Below are 17,363 nucleotides of genomic sequence, written 5' to 3'. Positions count from 1 at the left end.
TGCTCCCGCTCCGGCGCGGGCAGAGTCACTCGACTGTGACTGATCTGGACCACGAACAGGCCCTAGTCCGGCATGGCAGACGCGGCATGGGTGACTGTGAGGGGGCTGTAGCGTTCGGGCGAAAGGGGGCAACCTGAGGTTGCCCCTCTCTGCGCTGGCAGGGGGCGCCCGGTGTGCCGGGCTGCCCCCGTTGGCCGCGTCGCCTGTCAGGCCGCGTCAGCCGCCCCGGTGATGATGGTGTTGATCTCGGCGGCCAGTGCGGTCACCACATGGGCACGGAACCCGGTCTGGGTGGTGCGGACCTTCTTGGCCTGCATGTCGGCGTACAGGTCCTCGACGGCTCGCAGGAGGGTCTGGGCGCCGGTGAGGGTGGTGGTGACGTAGGCGTTGGCCCCGGCGCCGGCCTTGCGGATCTCGGCCTGGTCGATGTCGGCGAGCAGGTCGGCGTGCGCCTGCGGGTCCAGGCGCCCGGCGAGGAAGTTCAGCATGCGCTGGCCGACGCGCAGGCGCAGGGTGGTCTGCTCCTCCTCGGGGGTCTGGTCGGAGGTCTGCATCTCGGCGGCGATGAAGGCGGCGGCCTCGTCGTTGAGGATCGCGGTGCAGGTGCCGCAGACCGGCAGGTCAGCCCGCGAGCTGAATGCCGCTGCCACCACCGCGATGATCGACGGCGTGATCAAGAGCGTCTGCCGCTGGTGCGCCGTCGAGCAGCGCGTGATCGGCGCCGACGTCCAGCTCGCCGGCTGACGGGCCGCCCTCTATGGGTGTGCCGCCGGGCCCCGCTCCGGCGGCACACCCCCTGCTGGCCGCGGCGCCCACCCCGCGGCGCCCCACGAGATGCCACACGACTTCAGGAGGACCGATGCTGTGGATGCCTGGTGCCCCGTGTCCGAAGACGGGGCCCGGGACCGTGGAGTTCTACGTCATGGCCAGCAGCGGGCGCAGTGCCGCGCACCTGCCTGGGTGGCCGTTCGTCACGATGTCCGATGCACAGGCCGACCGGGTCGGTCGCGAGACGGGCCTGGACGGCTGGTCCGCCGGGGGTCACCTCATGGCACGGGCGGTGCTCGCTGGAGATGTTCCTGAAGTGCCTGGGCAGGTGGTCGGACGGCCATCCCGATCCACAGGTACAGGGCCTCCTCGCCGAGCTGACGGCGCTGGCTGACAAGGGCCGGAGACTCGCGCGCTCGACGGGGCGCCGCGATCTCATCATTGTGTGGAAGTGACGCCGCAGCAGGACGTCTGTCAATCGGGTGGGCCGGCTGATCCCACCGGGCCCATAATCCCCCGCGGGATGTCATGCCCAACTGGGGCGGGGGCCCGCATGCACCAACAGTGCCGCGAACTGGTCAGGCATCTGGCCGGTAGGTCGTGGCAAGGTGGTCTTGAAGTTCGGCATGGCGGAACTGGTAGATGGGGCCGACCGCGCGCAGCAGCCCGAGGCGGTGGCAGTCGTCCATGAACGGCATCAACCGGCGCGGCAGAAGGCCAGCCCGGGCCAGACGCCAGGTGGCCACCAGGTACGCCAGCCAGGCCCGGTGCCCTGCACTCCCGAGCATGAGCCCGAACGAGAGCCCCCCATCACCCCGCCCGCAACCCCGCCGAACACGAGCCCGAACATGAACCCAACTGCATTGAACCTCTGCCAGCCCACGAGCCCGGACGCGAGCCCCATCGGGAGCCCGCACACGAATGCGGCGGTGCTGGAGCGAAACAGGTTCAGGGTCCGGTCAGCGCGCCAGTTGCTCAGAGGGGTTGTGGCGTGATGGGTCTGCGCAGATGTCTCTACCCGTTCGATGAGCCCGTCCAGGAACGCCGGCGTGATCCCGAGCCCCGCCACGAGCCCCCACGCGAGCCCAGCCTTGAGCCCGGAATCAAGCGCGAATCTGAACCCGCCAACAACTCCAAATCCCAGCACAACCATGACCATGACCGTGAGCGAGCGCACGAGTTCCGGGCGTTGACGGATGCGCAAGTCTGCGTACCCTGGGACGTCTCCCACCCAGGATCTTGCACGATGCCCCGCCATAAGCCCCACCACAAGCACGGCACCCGGGAACACGGACACGACCCCGGACGCGACCTCAGACTCAGACAGGGGCTCGGATGTCATGAGCTCGTACATGAACAAGGGGGCCCCCAACCCGAACCCGAACCCCAGGGTGATGAGCAAGGTTACGGCGAGTTGTACGGTTCCGGTGATGGGGTGGGTGGCTGCCAGTCGCCACCAGGCAAAGTCCCGGGTTCCCTGCCCGTCGCCGCTGAGATCGGGTTGGCTGGTGAGGTGGTGTGCCAGGTAGCCCAGCCAGCGCCGTGCCTGGGCGGGGTCGTGGTGGCGGCGGGGTCGAAACAGGTCAGCGGCCTCCTCCTGCCTCGTCAGGGGTGGGCGGGTGGCGATTACGGCGGGGATGAGCTGGTCGAACAGGTGGGCCCGTAGTGCGTCGGGGGTGGTGAAGCGGGCGGAGTCGGCCAGTTCGGCGGGGTCGGCGCCGGGTGCGGTGTAGACGGTGCGCAGCAGCCACAGTCCCAGTGGGGTGGCGGCGACGCTGGCCAGCGCCGCTGTCGGCCCGTTCACCGCCGGGTCGGGGGGATTCTGATCTGCTGGGGGCACGCTGCGCAGATCGGTCAGGATTCGCTGCCATGCCGATCCTGGGGAGGGCGGCAGGCAACGGGTGAGGTAGTCGGCGGCGGCCGCAGGGGCCAGTGGGCGTGGTTCCAGCACGGCGGCGGAGGTCACCACGTCCCCGGCTGCGGTGACGGCGTGGGTGAACTCGGTGGTGCCGCTGGTGAGGATGAGCTGATCGTCGCCTCCCAGGGACCGGTTCAGAGCAATGATCGCCTTGGCCTGGGCTGGCGGGGGCAGCTCATCCAGCCCGTCCAGGACCGGCAGGATGTGCCCGCGCCCGGTCAGGGCCCGAACGACGCTGGCGCCGATGTCGGGTGAGCGCAGTTGAGGGTAGTCCTGGGTGAGCCGGTCGGCCAGCCAGTCGTGCAGCCGGGGGTACCGCTCGGTGTCCCAGCCAGCCACCGGGAGCAGCACTGGGACGGGTTCATCGTGATGTTCGTTGCGGGTGGCGAGCAGTTGCAGCAGCAGTTGCAGCGCCAGGGTGGTCTTGCCGGTGCCCGGTCCGCCAAGGATGATCAGGCGGCGCCGTCGGGTGCGGCGGAACCGGTCGGCCAGCGCGGCGATGTCGTCGCTGGAGGCCGTCCACCACAACCCCTGGTCCGCTGCGGATTGAATGTTGGCCGGGTGGTCCATCAGCGCCGTGCTTTGCGGGTTCTGTTCGTGGGTGCGCCAGCGCACTGGAATCGGATCGGGATCATCCAGCGAACGCAGCCGCGCCTCGTGCTTCCACTGCACGGCCACCGACTCGGCTAGGACGTCCTTGGCGTGGGCCAGTGTGTCGCTGGAGGGCGCGGCCGCCACGCGGAGCTCGCGTGATCGTCGCCTGGCCCATCTCCACACGCCAACGGTGGGGAGCGCGGCAGCGATCACAAGGCCACCGGTCAGTTGTGCGCGGTTCGCCGAGATCTGCAGGCCGTCCTTGCCGCCCAGGGGGGCGAACGTGACCGCTCCCAAAACCAGCACTCCGGCCGTCACCGCATGGGCGGCCAGCCACGGCCACCACCTACCACCCCACATGGCGTCATCCTGGCGTGTTCACGCCCTCCGCCGGGCGGAGATGCCACAACCGGCCAGCCCGGCAGGCGCGAAGCGATGACGTACCGGCTGACCGCCGCGATCTCGCCGTGGCGCAGGGATGGCTTGGGCCGAGCGCAAGGGCCCCGCCAGGGTAAGCCTCACAACCTCGGATCGGCGACGACCTTGGTCTCCAGGTAGGCGGCCAGGCCCTCGGGGCCGAGCTTCCGGCCGATGCCGGACCGTTTGTAGCCGCCGAGCGGGGCGTGCACGGGCGGCTCGGCGCCGTTGACGCGGACGGTGCCGGAGCGAATCCGGGAGGTCATGTGCAGGGCGCGGGCCGGGGTCGGCGGTCCAGATGCAGCCGTCCAGTCCGTAGGGGGTGGCGTTGGCCAGCTCGATCGCGTGGTCGTCGCCGGTGTAGGGGGTGACGGTGACCACGGGCGCGAAGATCTCGGTCTGGAAGGCGTGGTTGCGGGGGTCGTCGGTGGTGAGGATGCCCGGCTGCAGGTAGTGGCCGTCGCGGCAAAAGATGGTGCCGCCACGGCGCAGTGTGGCGCCCTCGCCGATCGCCTGGGCGATGTGGGCGGCGGCGCGGTCGAGCTGGGCCTCGAACGCCAGCGGGCCGATGTCGGTGGCCGGGTCTGTGGGGTCGCCGACCGTCAGCCGGTCGAACACGCTGTCAAGAGCGTCCAGGACATCGGCGTAGACATCGCGGTGGGCGATGATGCGGGTCAGGTTGGAGCAGATCTGCCCGTTGTTGGCCAGCGACTGGGCGGGGACGGTGGCGATCGCGGCCTGCACGTCGGCGTCCTCGGTGACGATCATCACGGTCTTGCCGCCCAGCTGGGGGCTGACGCGGCGGATGTCGGCGCCGCACAGCGCAGCGGTCAGAGCTCCAGTCGCCGTGGAGCCGGTGAAGGCGATCTTGTCGACCCCGGGGTGGGTGACCAGGCGTTCGGCGACCGAGTTGGGCGGCCGGGGGCAAGATCCACTACGAGGTGACCGTCAGGACACCCGACGGGAAGCGCCGGACGTTCGAGGTCGGCAAGGGGCTCTATGACAAGGCCAAGCCCGGCACGACAGGGCGCGCCCAGATGTGGCGCGGCCGCGTCACCCTGCTCACGGTCGGGGCCGAGAGCAAGCGGATCTCGCTGTTCCCGGGGTTCTTCGTCCTCTGGCTGGTGGCTTGGGCAGGCATGATGCTGTTCATCGGCGCGCTGTTCTACCCGATCGGCGAGGCGTCCGGTCAGGTCCTGACAGGTGGCCATGTCGTGGGCGGGGTGGTGGTCTACCTGCTCAGGGACTGGCCTGCAGCGGTGCTCGGTGTTCCGGCGCTCGTGGCGGTTGCCATCGCCGTGTTGTGGGTGGTGGAGCGCCCTAACGCTCGGGTCCCTTGGTGAACGCAGGGCGCGGCACCGCCCGCGGCCGGGGATGTCGTCACGCCGCGCGGTCGCTGCCGCCCTGTGTCAGGGCGTCATCGAGTGGATGAGCGTGAAGGGGGCGGGCCGGTGGTGCCGCGGACGATGAGTTTGGGGTCGAGGACGATGTCCCTGGGCGGGACGGTGGCGTTCTCGAGCCTGTCGACGGCGCAGCGGACCGCGTGCTCGGCGAGGCTGTCGGCATCCTGGTGCACGGTGGTGAGGTCGAACGGCCACAGGTGCGCCATGTGGGCGTCGTCGTAGCCGACCACCGACAGGTCGCGCGGGATCTCGACGCCCGAACGGCGCAGGGCGTGCATCAGGCCCATGGCGCAGCGGTCGTTGCCGGCGAGCACGGCGGTGGGCATCGTCCCCTCGGCGAGCATCGTCCGCCCGGCGGCGATTCCGGCCGCGTCGGTGTGGTCGCCGGGAATGATCCGGGTGGCGTCCGCCAGACCGTGACGGCGCATCGCGGCGCGGTAGGCGCGGCGGCGTTCGGCGGACCCCGGGCCCCTGCCCCCGTCGATGTGGACGATCTCGCGGTGGCCGAGTTCGACCAGGTAGTTCACGGCCTGCCGGATGCCCTTGGCGTCGGCGGTGCGCACCGTGTCGACGTGGGCGGCGGGGACGCGGCGGCCGATGACCACGGTGACCGTGCGGCTCCCGAGCTCGTCGAGCTGCTCGGCCGCGGCGTTCGGGCCCAGCAGAATCAGCGCCTCGCAGCGGTGCCCGAGCAGCGCCTCGACGGCCTTGCGCTCGTCCCGGCCCGGCCCGGTGGCCGACAGCAGCACGTCGTAGCCGAGCCGTTCGGCCTCCGGGTAGATGCCCTCCACCAGGTCGCCGTGGAACGGCTGGTGCACGTTCAGCATGACGCCGAGGGTGCGGCTGCGGTCGCTCGCCAGCAGCCGGGCGGCGTTGTCGGGACGGTATCCGAGCTCGTCGGCGGCCCGCAGGACGCGCTCGCGGGTCGCCGCGCTGGCGCCGGGCTTGTCGCGGAAGACCAGCGACACCAGCGCCCGGGACACGCCCGCCCGCGCGGCGACGTCCTCCATCGTGGGGCGCCGGCCCTTGACCGCGTCCGGCTCGGCGGACTCCCCGTCGTGCACTGTGCGCCCCCATTCGGCTCTTGACATCACCCTGTGACCGGGCTCATAGTACCGGACCTAGAGCGCTCTAGTAGAGCGCGATAGGTCACACTGCCCGGGAGGTCATACGTGAGCAGGCTGGAACCGTCGCCGCCTGAGGACGTCGGGGTGTTCGACGTCGTGACGATGGGTCGGGTCGGCGTCGACCTGTATCCCCTGCGGACCGGCGTGCCGCTCAAGGACGTCGACACGTTCGGCAGGTTCCTGGGCGGAACCGCCACCAACGTGGCGGTGGCGGCGGCGCGGTACGGCCGCCGATCGGCCGTGATCACCAAGACCGGGGCGGACCCGTTCGGCGACTTCGTGCGCCAGGCGCTGATGGGCTACGGCGTGGACGACCGGTTCGTGGGCGTGTCCGAACGGCTGCTGACCCCGCTGGCCTTCTGCGAGATCTTCCCGCCGGACGATTTCCCGCTGTACTTCTACCGGTCCCCCAAGGCCCCCGACCTGGACATCGAGCCCGGCGAGCTGGACCTGGACGCGATCGCCGCGGCCCGGATCTTCTGGGTGACGTTGACGGGGCTGAGCGTCGAGCCGAGCCGCTCGGCGACCCTGGCCGCGCTGGAGGCCCGGGGAAGGCGCGGCATCACGGTGCTCGATCTGGACTACCGGCCGATGTTCTGGGATTCGCGCGAGCAGGCGGGCACCTGGGCGCGCAAGGCGCTGGACCACGCCACAGTCGCCGTCGGCAATCTCGACGAGTGTGCGACGGCCGTGGGCGTGCGCGACCCGCACGAGGCCGCGAGGGCGCTGCGCGACCACGGGGTCTCGCTGGCGGTGGTGAAGCAGGGGCCACGCGGCGTGCTGGCGGTCGATGACGCCGGGGCGGTGGAGGTGCCGCCCGTGCCGGTGGAGGTCGTCAACGGGCTGGGCGCCGGGGACGCGTTCGGCGGCGCGCTGTGCCACGGGCTGCTGTCCGGCTGGGATCTTCGGCGGACGGTCCGGTTCGCCAACGCCGCCGGAGCGCATGTCGCGGGCGAGCTGGCCTGCTCCGAAGCCATGCCGACCGAAGCGCAGGTGCTGACGCGGCTCGGCGGACCGAACAGGGAGAACGGTGGGATCGACCATGCGTGACAGGCTGCGGGAGATCATCGAGACCCGGGCGCACGACCCCGAGGCGATCACACGGGCGGCGGCGAGCCGGGTGAAGGCCGCGTCCCCGCTCGGCGACGGCGGCCGCGCGATGATCATCGCCGCGGATCATCCGGCCCGTGGCGCCCTGGCGGCCGGGGGGAACCCGACCGCGATGGCCGACCGGGCGGAGCTGCTGGAGCGATTGTGCGTCGCGCTGGCCCGGCCGGGCGTCACCGGAGTGCTGGGCACCGCAGACATCCTGGAGGACCTGCTGCTGCTCGGCGTGCTGGACGGCAAGGCGGTCTTCGGTTCGATGAACCGCGGCGGCCTGGCCGGTGCCGCCTTCGAGGTCGACGACCGGTTCACCGGTTACGACGCCGGCACCATCGCGGCCATGGGGTTCGACGGCGGCAAGATGCTGACCCGGATCGCGCCGGAGGATCCCGCCACCCCCTCGATCCTGGAGAACACGGCGTGCGCGGTGAACGCGCTGGCCGAGCGGCGGCTGGTGGCCATGGTGGAGCCGTTCTGGTCGGCGTGGCGGGATGGGCAGCTGCGCAACGACCTGTCCCCGGACGCGGTGATCAAGTCGATCGCGGTCGCGTCCGGGCTGGGCGCGACCTCCGCCCACACCTGGCTCAAGCTGCCGGCCGTGGCCGGGATGGAGCGGGTGCTGGCCGCCACGACGCTGCCCGTCCTGCTGCTCGGCGGCGAGGTCCGGGACGCCGACGCGGCGTTCGCGTCCTGGAAGGAGGCCCTGGCGCTGCCGGTCGTGCGCGGACTGGTGGTGGGCCGGTCACTGCTCTACCCGGCAGACGACGACGTGGCGGGCGCCGTGGACAGGGCGGTGAGCCTGCTGTGAACCCGGTCGTGCACACCGACGCCACGCTGCACGTGAGAGCGGGTGAGACCGCCGACGGGCCGTTCACCACCGTGATCACGCCCGAGTCGGCGGGCTGGGAGTTCTCCGGATTGCGCGTGCTGGAACTGCCCCCGGGCGGATCGCACGAGATCACCACCGGGGACGCCGAGCATCTGGTGCTCCCGCTGTCCGGCGGCTGCCGGGTCGACTGCGACGGCGAGTCGTTGCGACTGACGGGCCGCGAGAGCGTCTTCTCCCGGGTCACCGACTTCGCCTATCTGCCCCGCGACGCCGAGGCGGTGATCAGCAGCCGGGACGGCGGCCGGTTCGCCCTGCCGTCGGCGCGCTGCGAACGCAGGCTGCCGGTGCGCTACGGCCCGGCCGAGCGGGTGCCCGTCGAGCCGCGCGGCGCGGGCAACTGCAGCAGGCAGGTCACCAACTACTGCCTGCCGGACACCTTCCCGGCCGACCGGCTGCTGGTGTGCGAGGTGCTGACGCCCGGCGGCAACTGGTCCTCCTACCCACCGCACAAGCACGACGAGGCACGCGAGGGCGAAAGCCGCCTGGAAGAGATCTACTACTTCGAGATCCGTAGGGGGCCGGCCGGTGCCGGGGTGGCCTACCAGCGGGTTTACGGGACGGCCGAGCGTCCCGTCGACGTGCTCGCCGAGGTGCGCGACGGCGACGCGGTGCTGATTCCGCACGGCTGGCACGGCCCGTCCATGGCCGCGCCCGGTTACGACCTGTACTACCTCAACGTGATGGCCGGCCCCGACCCCGAGCGGGCGTGGCTCATCTGCGACGACCCGGCGCACGCCTGGGTGCGCGCCACGTGGGACTCCGCCGCGCTGGACCCGCGGGTGCCGTTGACGTCCGCGGCCGGGCCCGTCCGGAAGGAGGACTGAGCCGATGGACACGATCAGGCTCACCACGGCGCAGGCGCTCGTACGTTTCCTGGCCGGCCAGTGGAGTACGCGCGACGGCGTCGAGCAGCGGCTCGTCCCCGGGGTGTGGGGCATCTTCGGGCACGGCAACGTCGCGGGCATCGGCCAGGCGCTGCTGCAATCGGTGCACACCAAGGACGCCGACCTTCCCTACTATCTGGCGCGCAACGAGCAGGGCATGGTGCACGCCGCCACCGCGTTCGCCAAGATGCGCAACCGGCTGGCCACCTTCGCCTGCACCGCGTCGACCGGCCCCGGCTCGACGAACATGATCACTGGGGCGGCGCTGGCGACCACCAACCGGCTGCCGGTGCTGCTGCTGCCCAGCGACATGTTCGCCACCCGCGCCCCGGATCCGGTGCTGCAGCAACTGGAGGACGGCAGGGCCGGGGACGTGTCGGTGAACGACGCCTTCCGACCGGTGTCGAAGTACTTCGACCGGATCAGCCGTCCCGAGCAGCTCATCCCCGCCGCGCTCGCCGCGATGCGGGTGCTGACCGACCCGGCGGAGACCGGCGCCGTCACGCTGTGCCTGCCGCAGGACGTCCAGGCCGAGGCTTACGACTGGCCCGCCGAGTTCTTCCGGCGCCGGGTGTGGGAGGTGCCCCGTCCGATGCCCGACCCGGAGGCGATCAGGCGGGCGGCGGCGCTGCTGCGCTCGGCGCGGCGTCCGCTCATCGTGGCGGGCGGCGGGGTGGTGTACTCCGAGGCCACTGAGCAGTTGCGCCGGTTCGCCGAGGCGACGGGGATCCCGGTCGCCGACACCCACGCGGGCAAGGGCGCCGTCCCCTGGGACCACCCGTGCGCGGTGGGCGGCATCGGCGCCACCGGCACCGCCGCGGCCAACGCGCTGGCGGCCGAGGCGGACGTGGTGCTCGGCATCGGCACCCGTTACAGCGACTTCACCACCGCCAGCCACACGGTGTTCGGCGATCCGGACGTCACGTTCGTCAACCTCAACGTGGCGCGGCTGGACGCGGTGAAGCACTCGGCGCTGCCGCTGGTCGCCGACGCCCGCCGCGGCCTGGAGGCGCTGGCCGCCGAGCTGGCGGGCTGGCAGGTCGACCCCGCCCACCGGGAGCGCACTCGGCGGCTGGCCGAGGACTGGCGGCGCACGACCGAGGAGTGCTACCACCGCGGCCACGGCCCGCTGCCGGCGCAGACCGAGATCCTCGGCGCGCTCAACGAGCTGGCCGACGACCGGGACGTGGTGATCAACGCGGCCGGGAGCATGCCCGGCGACCTGCAGATGCTGTGGCGCGCCCGCGATCCGAAGGCCTACCACGTCGAGTACGCCTACTCCTGCATGGGCTACGAGGTCGCCGCGGGTCTCGGCGCCAAGATGGCCGCCCCCGACCGCGAGGTGTTCGTCCTGGTGGGCGACGGGTCCTACCTGATGATGGCGCAGGAGATCGTCACCATGGTCGCCGAGGGCGTCAAGGTGATCATCATCGTGGTGCAGAACCACGGGTTCGCCTCGATCGGGTCCCTCTCGGAGTCCCTCGGCTCGCAGCGTTTCGGCACCTCGTACCGCTACCGCGAGCCGGGCAGCGGCCTGCTCGACGGCGATGTTCTGCCCGTGGACCTGGCGGCCAACGCGGCCGGCCTCGGCGCCGACGTCATCCGGGCCGACGGCGTCGAGGAGTTCCGCGCCGCGATCGTCAAGGCCAGGGCCGCCGACCGCACCACCGTGGTGCACGTGGAGACCGACCTGTTCGGCCCCAACCCGCCGAGTTCCGGCTGGTGGGACGTGCCGGTCAGCCAGGTGTCGCAGCTGGAGAGCACCCGCGCGGCCTACGAGTCCTACGCCGCGGCCAAGCAGGCCCAGCGGCACTACCTGACACCGCCCTCCGAGGAGACGACGTGAAGACCATCGACCACTGGATCAACGGCTCGCCCGCGCCGGGCACGTCCACCCGGTCGGCGCCGGTGTGGAACCCGGCCACCGGGCGGGAGCAGGCGCGGGTGCCGCTGGCCGCGCCCGCCGACGTCGACGCGGCGGTGTCCGCCGCCGGCGCGGCGTTCGACGCCTGGCGGGACTCCTCCCTGTCCCAGCGCACGCGGATCATGTTCGCCTTCCGGGAGCTGCTGGTCCGGCACGAGGACGAGCTCGCCGAGCTCGTCTCGGCCGAGCACGGCAAGGTGATCGACGACGCCCGGGGCGAGATCGTCCGCGGCCGGGAGGTCGTCGAGTACGCCTGCGGCATCGCCCAGGAGCTCAAGGGCGGCCACTCCGACCAGGTGTCACGCGGGGTCGACGTGCACACCCTGCGGCAGCCGCTGGGCGTGTGCGCGGGCATCACCCCGTTCAACTTCCCGGTCATGGTGCCGCTGTGGATGCACCCGATCGCCATCGCCACCGGCAACACCTTCGTGCTCAAGCCCAGCGAACGCGACCCGTCGGCGTCCACGCTGATCGCCCGCCTGTACGCCGAGGCGGGCCTGCCCGACGGGGTGTTCAACGTCGTCCACGGCGACAGGGAGGCGGTGGACGCCGTCCTCGACCACCCCGGGATCGCCGCGGTGTCGTTCGTCGGGTCCACCCCGATCGCCCGGTACGTGCACCAGCGCGCCACGGCGGCGGGCAAGCGCGTGCAGGCGCTGGGCGGCGCCAAGAACCACGCCGTCGTGCTGCCGGACGCGGACCTGGACTTCGCCGCCGACCAGCTCACCGCCGCCGCGTTCGGCTCGGCCGGGGAACGCTGCATGGCGGTCTCGGTCGCCGTCGCCGTCGGGGACGCCGCCGACGCGCTGGTCGCCGTCCTCGAACACCGCGCCCGCGCCATCCGGGTGGGCCCCGGGAACGATCCGGACACCGACATGGGGCCGCTGATCACCCAGGCGGCGCGGGAGCGGATCGAGGCCGCGGTCGGTGCGGCGGCCGCGCAGGGCGCCACCGTGGTCGTCGACGGGCGCGGGCTGAAGGTGGACGGCCACGAGGACGGCTTCTTCGTCGGCCCCTCGGTGCTCGACAACGTCACCCCCGCCATGGACGCCTACCGCGAGGAGCTGTTCGGCCCGGTGCTGGCCGTCGTCCGCGCCGCCACGCTGGACGAGGCCATCGCGCTGATCAACGCCAACCCGTACGGGAACGGCACCGCGATCTTCACCGCGGACGGCGGCGCGGCGCGCCGGTTCCAGCGCGCGGTGAACGTCGGCATGGTCGGCGTGAACGTGCCGATCCCGGTGCCGATGTCCTACTACTCCTTCGGCGGCTGGAAGGACTCGCTGATCGGTGACAGCCCGATCCACGGGCCCGAGGGCGTGCGGTTCTACACCCGCCCGAAGGTCATCACCACCCGGTGGCCGCACACGAACACCGCCGCGTCCCCCGCCGCCTTCAGCTTCCCCACCGCGGGCTGAGCCCCGCCCCTCCGGAAAGGACCAACCGATGACGACGATCTCCGGCGTCGATCCCGCCCGCGCCGTGGTGGGGAACCTGTGCCTGGGCTCGGCCCCCGACTCCTGGGGCGTCTGGTTCCCCGAAGACGAACGCCAGGTGCACTTCACCCGCTTCCTGGACGAGCTCGCGCAGGCCGGATACAAGTGGCTGGAACTCGGCCCCTACGGCTACCTGCCCACCGATCCCCAGCGCCTGGCCGAAGAGGTCGGTGCCCGCGGCCTGAACGTCTCCGGTGGCACCACCTTCGGCGCCCTGCACCGCCCGCACGAGTGGGACGCGATGCTCGCCGAGGTCGGCCGCGTCGCCGAGCTGACCGCCGCCGTCGGCGCGCACCACCTGGTGTTCATCCCGCCGATGTTCCGCGACGAGAAGACCGGCGAGTTCACCGAGGAGCCCACCCTCGGCCCGGGCCAGTGGCGTGCCCTGACCGCTGCCGCCGACGAACTCGGCAAGATCCTGCTGGAGGAGCACGACGTCCGGCTCGTCGTCCACCCGCACGCCGACAGCCACATCCAGACCCAGCCCGAGATCGAACGCCTCCTGGACGGCACCGACTCCCGCTACGTCAACCTGTGCCTGGACACCGGGCACGTCGCCTACGGCGGCGGCGACACCGTCGACCTGATCCGCCGCTTCGGCGAGCGCGTCGGCTACGTGCACATCAAGCAGATGGACCCGGACGTGCTCGCCCAGGTCCGCGCCGAGAACCTCGGCTTCGGTGAGGCCGTCCGGCGCGGCGTGTGCGTCGAGCCCCCGGCGGGGGTGCCCAACCCCGCCGACGTCATCGCCGAGCTGTCCACGCTGGACGCCGAACTGTTCGTGATCGTCGAGCAGGACCTCTACCCGTGCGCCCCGGACGTCCCGCTTCCCATCGCCGAGCGCACCCGCGCCTACCTCGCCCGCCATGGGCTCTCCGGCAGCCGCCGTCCCGCGATCCGGTAAACGCGGCGCCGCTGCCCTCCCACCCCCGCGCGGGCCGGGAACGCTCGTCATCCCGGGTGTCCGGCCCGACGCGCACAATCCCACGCGGCTACATCGAACAGCGCATAACCTGCGCTTTTGTATCAGCGGGGACTGGTACCCGACTCTCCGCCACGGAGGACCACCCCATGTCCCACGTTCACAGCGGCGCCGCCGGCGCGCCACCCATCCCGCTCGACATCAAGGGACCCCACACCCGACGGCTGAAACTGGTCACCGTCATCGCCACCTTCGGCGGCCTGCTGTTCGGGTACGACACCGGCGTCATCAACGGCGCCCTCCCCTACATGCAGGACGACCTGGGCCTGAGCCCGTTCACCGAGGGCCTGGTCACCAGCTCGCTGCTGCTGGGCGCGGCGCTCGGCGCCGTCACCGGCGGGCGGCTGTCGGACGCCCGCGGCCGCCGCCGCAACATCCTCACGCTCGCCGTGATCTTCCTGGCCGGGGCGCTGGGCTGCGCCCTGGCCCCCACCACCGAGGTCATGGTCATGGCGCGGTTCGTGCTCGGCCTGGCCGTCGGCGGCGCGTCCGTCACGGTGCCGGTCTACCTGGCCGAGGTCTCCCCCGCCGAACGGCGCGGCCGGCTGGTCACCCAGAACGAGCTCATGATCGTCTCAGGCCAGCTGCTGGCGTTCACCACCAACGCGGTCATCGGCAACGCCTTCGGCGAGACCGGCCACGTGTGGCGGTACATGCTCGCGATCGCCTCCATCCCCGCCGTGGTGCTGTGGTTCGGCATGCTCGTCATGCCCGAGAGCCCGCGCTGGCTGGCGTCCAAGGAACGATTCCCCGAGGCACTCGGGGTGCTGCGCCAGCTGCGCACCCCCGAGCGCGCCGAGACCGAACTCGACGAGGTCAAGCGGCTCGCCCTGGAGGACAAGGCCGCCAACACCGGCCGGTGGTCCGACCTGGCCACCCCGTGGATCCGCAGACTCGTCCTGGTCGGCCTGGGCATCGCCATCGTCCAGCAGATCACCGGCGTCAACTCGATCATGTACTACGGCACCAGCATCCTGACCGAGGCCGGGCTGGACGCCGACAGCGCGCTCACCGCCAACATCGCCAATGGCGTCATCTCCGTGCTCGCCACGTTCGTCGGGATCTACCTGCTCGGCAAGGTCGACCGGCGGCCCATGCTGCTGGTCGGGCAGCTCGGCACCACCGCCTGCCTGGTCCTGATCGGCGTCTTCTCCCTCACGCTGCCCGAGGGGCAGGGACGCGCCTACGTCGTGCTGGCCATGACGGTCACCTTCCTGGCCTTCCAGCAGGGCGCGATCTCCCCGGTGACCTGGCTGATGCTCGCCGAGATCTTCCCGCTCAAGCTGCGCGGACTCGGCCTCGGCGTGGCGGGCCTGACGCTGTGGACCACCAACTTCCTGGTCGGGCTCAGCTTCCCCGTGCTGGTCGACCAGATCACCATCTCCACCACGTTCTTCCTGTTCGGGGTGCTCGGCATCGGCGCGATCGTCTTCGTCGCCCGGTGCGTGCCCGAGACGCGCGGGCGCTCCCTGGAAGCGCTGGAGACCGAACTGCGAGCGAGGTACTCCTGATGGCGGTCATGGTGGCGGTCACCGACTCGGAGGAAGGCGCGATCGCGCTGGCGGCGGCGACCCTGGAAGCACGCAGGCGTGACACCGAACTGCTCGTCGCCGACCTGCGGCTGGGTCCCGTCGAGTCGCCCGAGGGCACCGACGGGGTCAGGACCACGGTGCTCGAACGCGAACCGGACGTGGACGTGGGCGACCACGTGCTGCGGCTGCTGGAGACCCGGGACGACGTCGAACTGCTGGTCATAGGGGTCAAACGCCGCACCCCCGTCGGCAAGCTCGTGCTCGGCAGCCTGTCCCAACGCCTCCTGCTGGAGGCCGACGTGCCCGTGCTGGCCGTCAAGAAGCCCGCCCAAGCCCGCTGAACCCGGGAGCCGGCGGGCCACCGCGCACGCCACCGCCCGCCGGCTTCCCGGTACCGCCAACCCACGGACTGAATCGAACAGGAGGACCACGATGTCTCTGCGTGTCGGAGTGATCGGGGCCGGGATGATCGGCCAGGAGCACATCCGCCGGCTGACGACGGTCGTCACCGGCGCCGAGGTGGTCGCGATCGCCGACCTGGCCACCGACCGGGCCGAGCGGCTCGCCGCCGCGACCGGCGCCCGGGCGCACGCCTCCGGCACCGAGGTGATCGCCCACCCGGACGTGCACGCCGTGCTCGTCACCTCGTCGGGACCGACCCACGCCGACCACGTGCTCGCCGCCGTCGCGGCGGGCAAGCCGGTGTTCTGCGAGAAGCCGCTGGCCACCGCGGCCACCGACTGCCTGCGCATCATCCAGGCCGAGATCGCGCACGGCCGGCGGCTGGTCCAGGTCGGGTTCATGCGCCGCTACGACGACGGATACCGGCGACTGAAGCGGCTGGTCGACGCCGGAGACATCGGCGTCCCGCTCATGGTGCACTGCGCCCACCGCAACCCCACGGTGCCGGTGTCCTACACCTCCGAGATGGCCATGCTGGACACCGCGATCCACGAGGTCGACGTCCTGCGCTGGCTGCTGGCCGAGGAGATCGTCTCGGCCCAGGTGCTCACCCCCCGCCCGACCCGGCGGCGGTTCGAGCACCTCCAGGACCCGCAGATCATGCTGTTCGAGACCGCCGGCGGCGTCCGCGCCGACGTGGAGGTCTTCGTCAACTGCCAGTACGGCTACGACATCCGCTGCGAGGTCGTCGGCGAGACCGGAGCCGCCCGTCTGCCCGACCCCGCCCGTCCCGCCGTGCGCGGCGACGCACGCGACAGCACCGCCGTCGTCACCGACTGGCGGGAACGGTTCGGCGACGCCTTCGACGCCGAGATCCAGGCCTGGGTCGACGCCGCGTCCGAGGGCACCGCCACCGGCCCCGACGCCTGGGACGGCTACGCCGCGACCGCCGTCGGCGACGCCACCGTGGAGGCGCTGAAGACCCGGGAGATCGTGCCCGTCGACATGGAACCCCGCCCCGCCTTCTACACCGGAGCACAGCAGTGAAGATCGCCCTCGACCCGTACATGTTCCGCGCGCTGCCCCTCACCGACGTGGTGCGCACGGCCGCCGACCTCGGCTACTCCCACATCGAACTGTCGCCCCGGCCCGACTTCATGCCGTTCTTCCTGCATCCGCGCGCCGACGACGCGAAGGTCGCCGAACTCAAGAACGCACTGCGCGAGACCGGCGTGGAGCTTTCGTCCATCCTGCCGCTCTACAAATGGTCCAGCCCGGACGAAACCGAACGGCAGGCCGCCGTGCGTTACTGGAAACGCATGATCGAGGTCGCCGTCGAACTGGAGTGCACGCTGATGAACTCCGAGTTCAACGGTCGTCCCGAACGCGCCGCCGAGAGCGAGGCCGCGTTCTGGCGCTCGCTGGAGGAGCTGCTGCCCGTCTTCGAACGGGAGGGCATCGCCCTCAACCTCGAAGCCCACCCCGACGACTTCTGCGAGGTCAACGACCAGGCCGTGGATCTGGTCCGGGCCATCAACAAGCCGTGGGTGAACTACCTGTACTGCGCGCCGCACACCTTCCACCTGTCCGGCGACGACCCCGGAGCCGACATCGCCTCGATGCTGCGTTACGCCGGGGACAAGCTCGCCCACGTGCACATCGCCGACTCCTTCAACCACAAGGGCTCCTCGGGTCTGCGCTACATCCTCAACCCGCCCGGCACCCCGGCGCGCGTCCACCAGCACCTCGACATCGGCCAGGGCGAAGTCGACTGGGACGTCTTCTTCAGCACGCTCCGCGAGCTGAAGTTCGACGGCGTCGCCACGGTCTGCGTCTTCGCCTGGGAGGAACGCGCCCGCGAGTCCTCGTCGTTCATGCTCGAACGTGTGTCCAAGGAACTGGCGAACCAGCCCTGACGAGTCC

16 protein-coding genes and 1 pseudogene are annotated in these 17,363 nt (G+C 71.5%); 12 read left to right on the top strand and 5 right to left on the bottom strand.

The features are described 5' to 3' along the window. Positions 1–206 precede the first annotated feature (206 nt). The gene (locus tag ABD811_RS39630; RefSeq protein ID WP_344958137.1) at positions 207–554 is read right to left on the bottom strand and encodes a hypothetical protein; all 348 of its coding nucleotides are present in this window, start codon (positions 552–554) and stop codon (positions 207–209) included. 10 nt (positions 555–564) lie between these two features. On the opposite strand from ABD811_RS39630, the gene ABD811_RS39625 reads away from it, so the two are divergent. Beyond that, positions 565–744, top strand: coding sequence for a hypothetical protein (locus tag ABD811_RS39625; protein WP_344958135.1), 180 nt, complete (start codon positions 565–567; stop codon positions 742–744). Positions 745–1,465: 721 nt separating this feature from the next. Here the strand turns inward: ABD811_RS39625 and ABD811_RS39620 are convergent. The 3 genes and pseudogenes from ABD811_RS39620 to ABD811_RS44100 form a co-directional block, all read right to left on the bottom strand. Next, complete coding sequence (locus ABD811_RS39620) at positions 1,466–3,640, bottom strand: NACHT domain-containing protein (protein WP_344958133.1); 2,175 nt, start codon at positions 3,638–3,640, stop codon at positions 1,466–1,468. Between the two features lie 158 nt (positions 3,641–3,798). Further along, positions 3,799–3,963, bottom strand: a complete 165-nt coding sequence (locus ABD811_RS44105; protein ID WP_425549509.1) for an aldehyde dehydrogenase family protein — start codon at positions 3,961–3,963, stop codon at positions 3,799–3,801. 28 nt (positions 3,964–3,991) lie between these two features. Beyond that, positions 3,992–4,597, bottom strand: a pseudogene (locus ABD811_RS44100) (aldehyde dehydrogenase family protein); the annotation flags it as partial. 41 nt (positions 4,598–4,638) lie between these two features. Here ABD811_RS44100 and ABD811_RS39610 point away from each other — a divergent pair. Next, positions 4,639–5,040 carry a hypothetical protein gene (locus ABD811_RS39610; RefSeq protein WP_344958131.1) on the top strand — a complete coding sequence of 134 codons (402 nt, stop codon included), beginning with the start codon at positions 4,639–4,641 and terminating at the stop codon, positions 5,038–5,040. Positions 5,041–5,114: 74 nt separating this feature from the next. On the opposite strand, the gene ABD811_RS39605 is transcribed toward ABD811_RS39610, so the two are convergent. After that, positions 5,115–6,164 (bottom strand): LacI family DNA-binding transcriptional regulator, encoded by a 1,050-nt coding sequence (locus tag ABD811_RS39605; protein ID WP_344958129.1) that lies wholly within the window; start codon positions 6,162–6,164, stop codon positions 5,115–5,117. Between the two features lie 108 nt (positions 6,165–6,272). Between ABD811_RS39605 and iolC the strand changes: the two genes are divergently transcribed. From iolC to ABD811_RS39555, 10 genes are all read left to right on the top strand, one after another. Continuing rightward, positions 6,273–7,277 carry a 5-dehydro-2-deoxygluconokinase gene (gene iolC, locus ABD811_RS39600; protein ID WP_344958126.1) on the top strand — a complete coding sequence of 335 codons (1,005 nt, stop codon included), beginning with the start codon at positions 6,273–6,275 and terminating at the stop codon, positions 7,275–7,277. Further along, positions 7,270–8,139 (top strand): Cgl0159 family (beta/alpha)8-fold protein, encoded by an 870-nt coding sequence (locus ABD811_RS39595; RefSeq protein ID WP_344958124.1) that lies wholly within the window; start codon positions 7,270–7,272, stop codon positions 8,137–8,139. Before iolC ends, ABD811_RS39595 begins: the two co-directional genes overlap by 8 nt. Continuing rightward, the gene (iolB, locus tag ABD811_RS39590; protein ID WP_344958122.1) at positions 8,136–9,044 is read left to right on the top strand and encodes a 5-deoxy-glucuronate isomerase; all 909 of its coding nucleotides are present in this window, start codon (positions 8,136–8,138) and stop codon (positions 9,042–9,044) included. The genes ABD811_RS39595 and iolB overlap by 4 nt, the downstream gene beginning before the upstream one ends. A gap of 4 nt (positions 9,045–9,048) precedes the next feature. Further along, entirely contained in the window at positions 9,049–10,950 is a 1,902-nt protein-coding gene (iolD, locus tag ABD811_RS39585; protein WP_344958120.1) for a 3D-(3,5/4)-trihydroxycyclohexane-1,2-dione acylhydrolase (decyclizing), read from the top strand. Beyond that, the gene (locus ABD811_RS39580; protein WP_344958118.1) at positions 10,947–12,446 is read left to right on the top strand and encodes a CoA-acylating methylmalonate-semialdehyde dehydrogenase; all 1,500 of its coding nucleotides are present in this window, start codon (positions 10,947–10,949) and stop codon (positions 12,444–12,446) included. Before iolD ends, ABD811_RS39580 begins: the two co-directional genes overlap by 4 nt. Before the next feature lie 28 nt (positions 12,447–12,474). After that, entirely contained in the window at positions 12,475–13,428 is a 954-nt protein-coding gene (locus ABD811_RS39575; protein WP_344958116.1) for a TIM barrel protein, read from the top strand. Between the two features lie 167 nt (positions 13,429–13,595). Continuing rightward, entirely contained in the window at positions 13,596–15,017 is a 1,422-nt protein-coding gene (locus ABD811_RS39570; protein ID WP_344958114.1) for a sugar porter family MFS transporter, read from the top strand. Continuing rightward, positions 15,017–15,379, top strand: a complete 363-nt coding sequence (locus ABD811_RS39565; protein ID WP_344958112.1) for a universal stress protein — start codon at positions 15,017–15,019, stop codon at positions 15,377–15,379. Before ABD811_RS39570 ends, ABD811_RS39565 begins: the two co-directional genes overlap by 1 nt. 91 nt (positions 15,380–15,470) lie before the next feature. Beyond that, positions 15,471–16,487: a Gfo/Idh/MocA family oxidoreductase gene (locus ABD811_RS39560; protein WP_344958110.1), complete on the top strand. Its 1,017-nt coding sequence runs from the start codon at positions 15,471–15,473 to the stop codon at positions 16,485–16,487. Continuing rightward, positions 16,484–17,356: a sugar phosphate isomerase/epimerase family protein gene (locus tag ABD811_RS39555; protein ID WP_344958108.1), complete on the top strand. Its 873-nt coding sequence runs from the start codon at positions 16,484–16,486 to the stop codon at positions 17,354–17,356. Before ABD811_RS39560 ends, ABD811_RS39555 begins: the two co-directional genes overlap by 4 nt. Positions 17,357–17,363 lie beyond the last annotated feature (7 nt).

Origin of the sequence: Actinomadura miaoliensis, assembly GCF_039536785.1 — a bacterium.
Classification (GTDB): Bacteria; Actinomycetota; Actinomycetes; order Streptosporangiales; family Streptosporangiaceae; genus Spirillospora; species Spirillospora miaoliensis.
Note: the sequence above shows the minus strand (reverse complement) of the source record. Positions and strands in the feature narration are given on the sequence as shown.

Bases quoted from the DNA above. Each gene is read 5' to 3' on its own strand.
- ABD811_RS39565 (WP_344958112.1), top strand. From the start codon at position 15,017: ATGGCGGTCATGGTGGCGGTCACCGACTCGGAGGAAGGCGCGATCGCG.
- ABD811_RS39620 (WP_344958133.1), bottom strand. From the start codon at position 3,640: ATGTGGGGTGGTAGGTGGTGGCCGTGGCTGGCCGCCCATGCGGTGACG.
- ABD811_RS39560 (WP_344958110.1), top strand. From the start codon at position 15,471: ATGTCTCTGCGTGTCGGAGTGATCGGGGCCGGGATGATCGGCCAGGAG.
- ABD811_RS39630 (WP_344958137.1), bottom strand. From the start codon at position 554: ATGCAGACCTCCGACCAGACCCCCGAGGAGGAGCAGACCACCCTGCGC.
- ABD811_RS44105 (WP_425549509.1), bottom strand. From the start codon at position 3,963: ATGACCTCCCGGATTCGCTCCGGCACCGTCCGCGTCAACGGCGCCGAG.
- ABD811_RS39625 (WP_344958135.1), top strand. From the start codon at position 565: ATGAAGGCGGCGGCCTCGTCGTTGAGGATCGCGGTGCAGGTGCCGCAG.
- ABD811_RS39575 (WP_344958116.1), top strand. From the start codon at position 12,475: ATGACGACGATCTCCGGCGTCGATCCCGCCCGCGCCGTGGTGGGGAAC.
- iolD (WP_344958120.1), top strand. From the start codon at position 9,049: ATGGACACGATCAGGCTCACCACGGCGCAGGCGCTCGTACGTTTCCTG.
- ABD811_RS39570 (WP_344958114.1), top strand. From the start codon at position 13,596: ATGTCCCACGTTCACAGCGGCGCCGCCGGCGCGCCACCCATCCCGCTC.
- ABD811_RS39595 (WP_344958124.1), top strand. From the start codon at position 7,270: ATGCGTGACAGGCTGCGGGAGATCATCGAGACCCGGGCGCACGACCCC.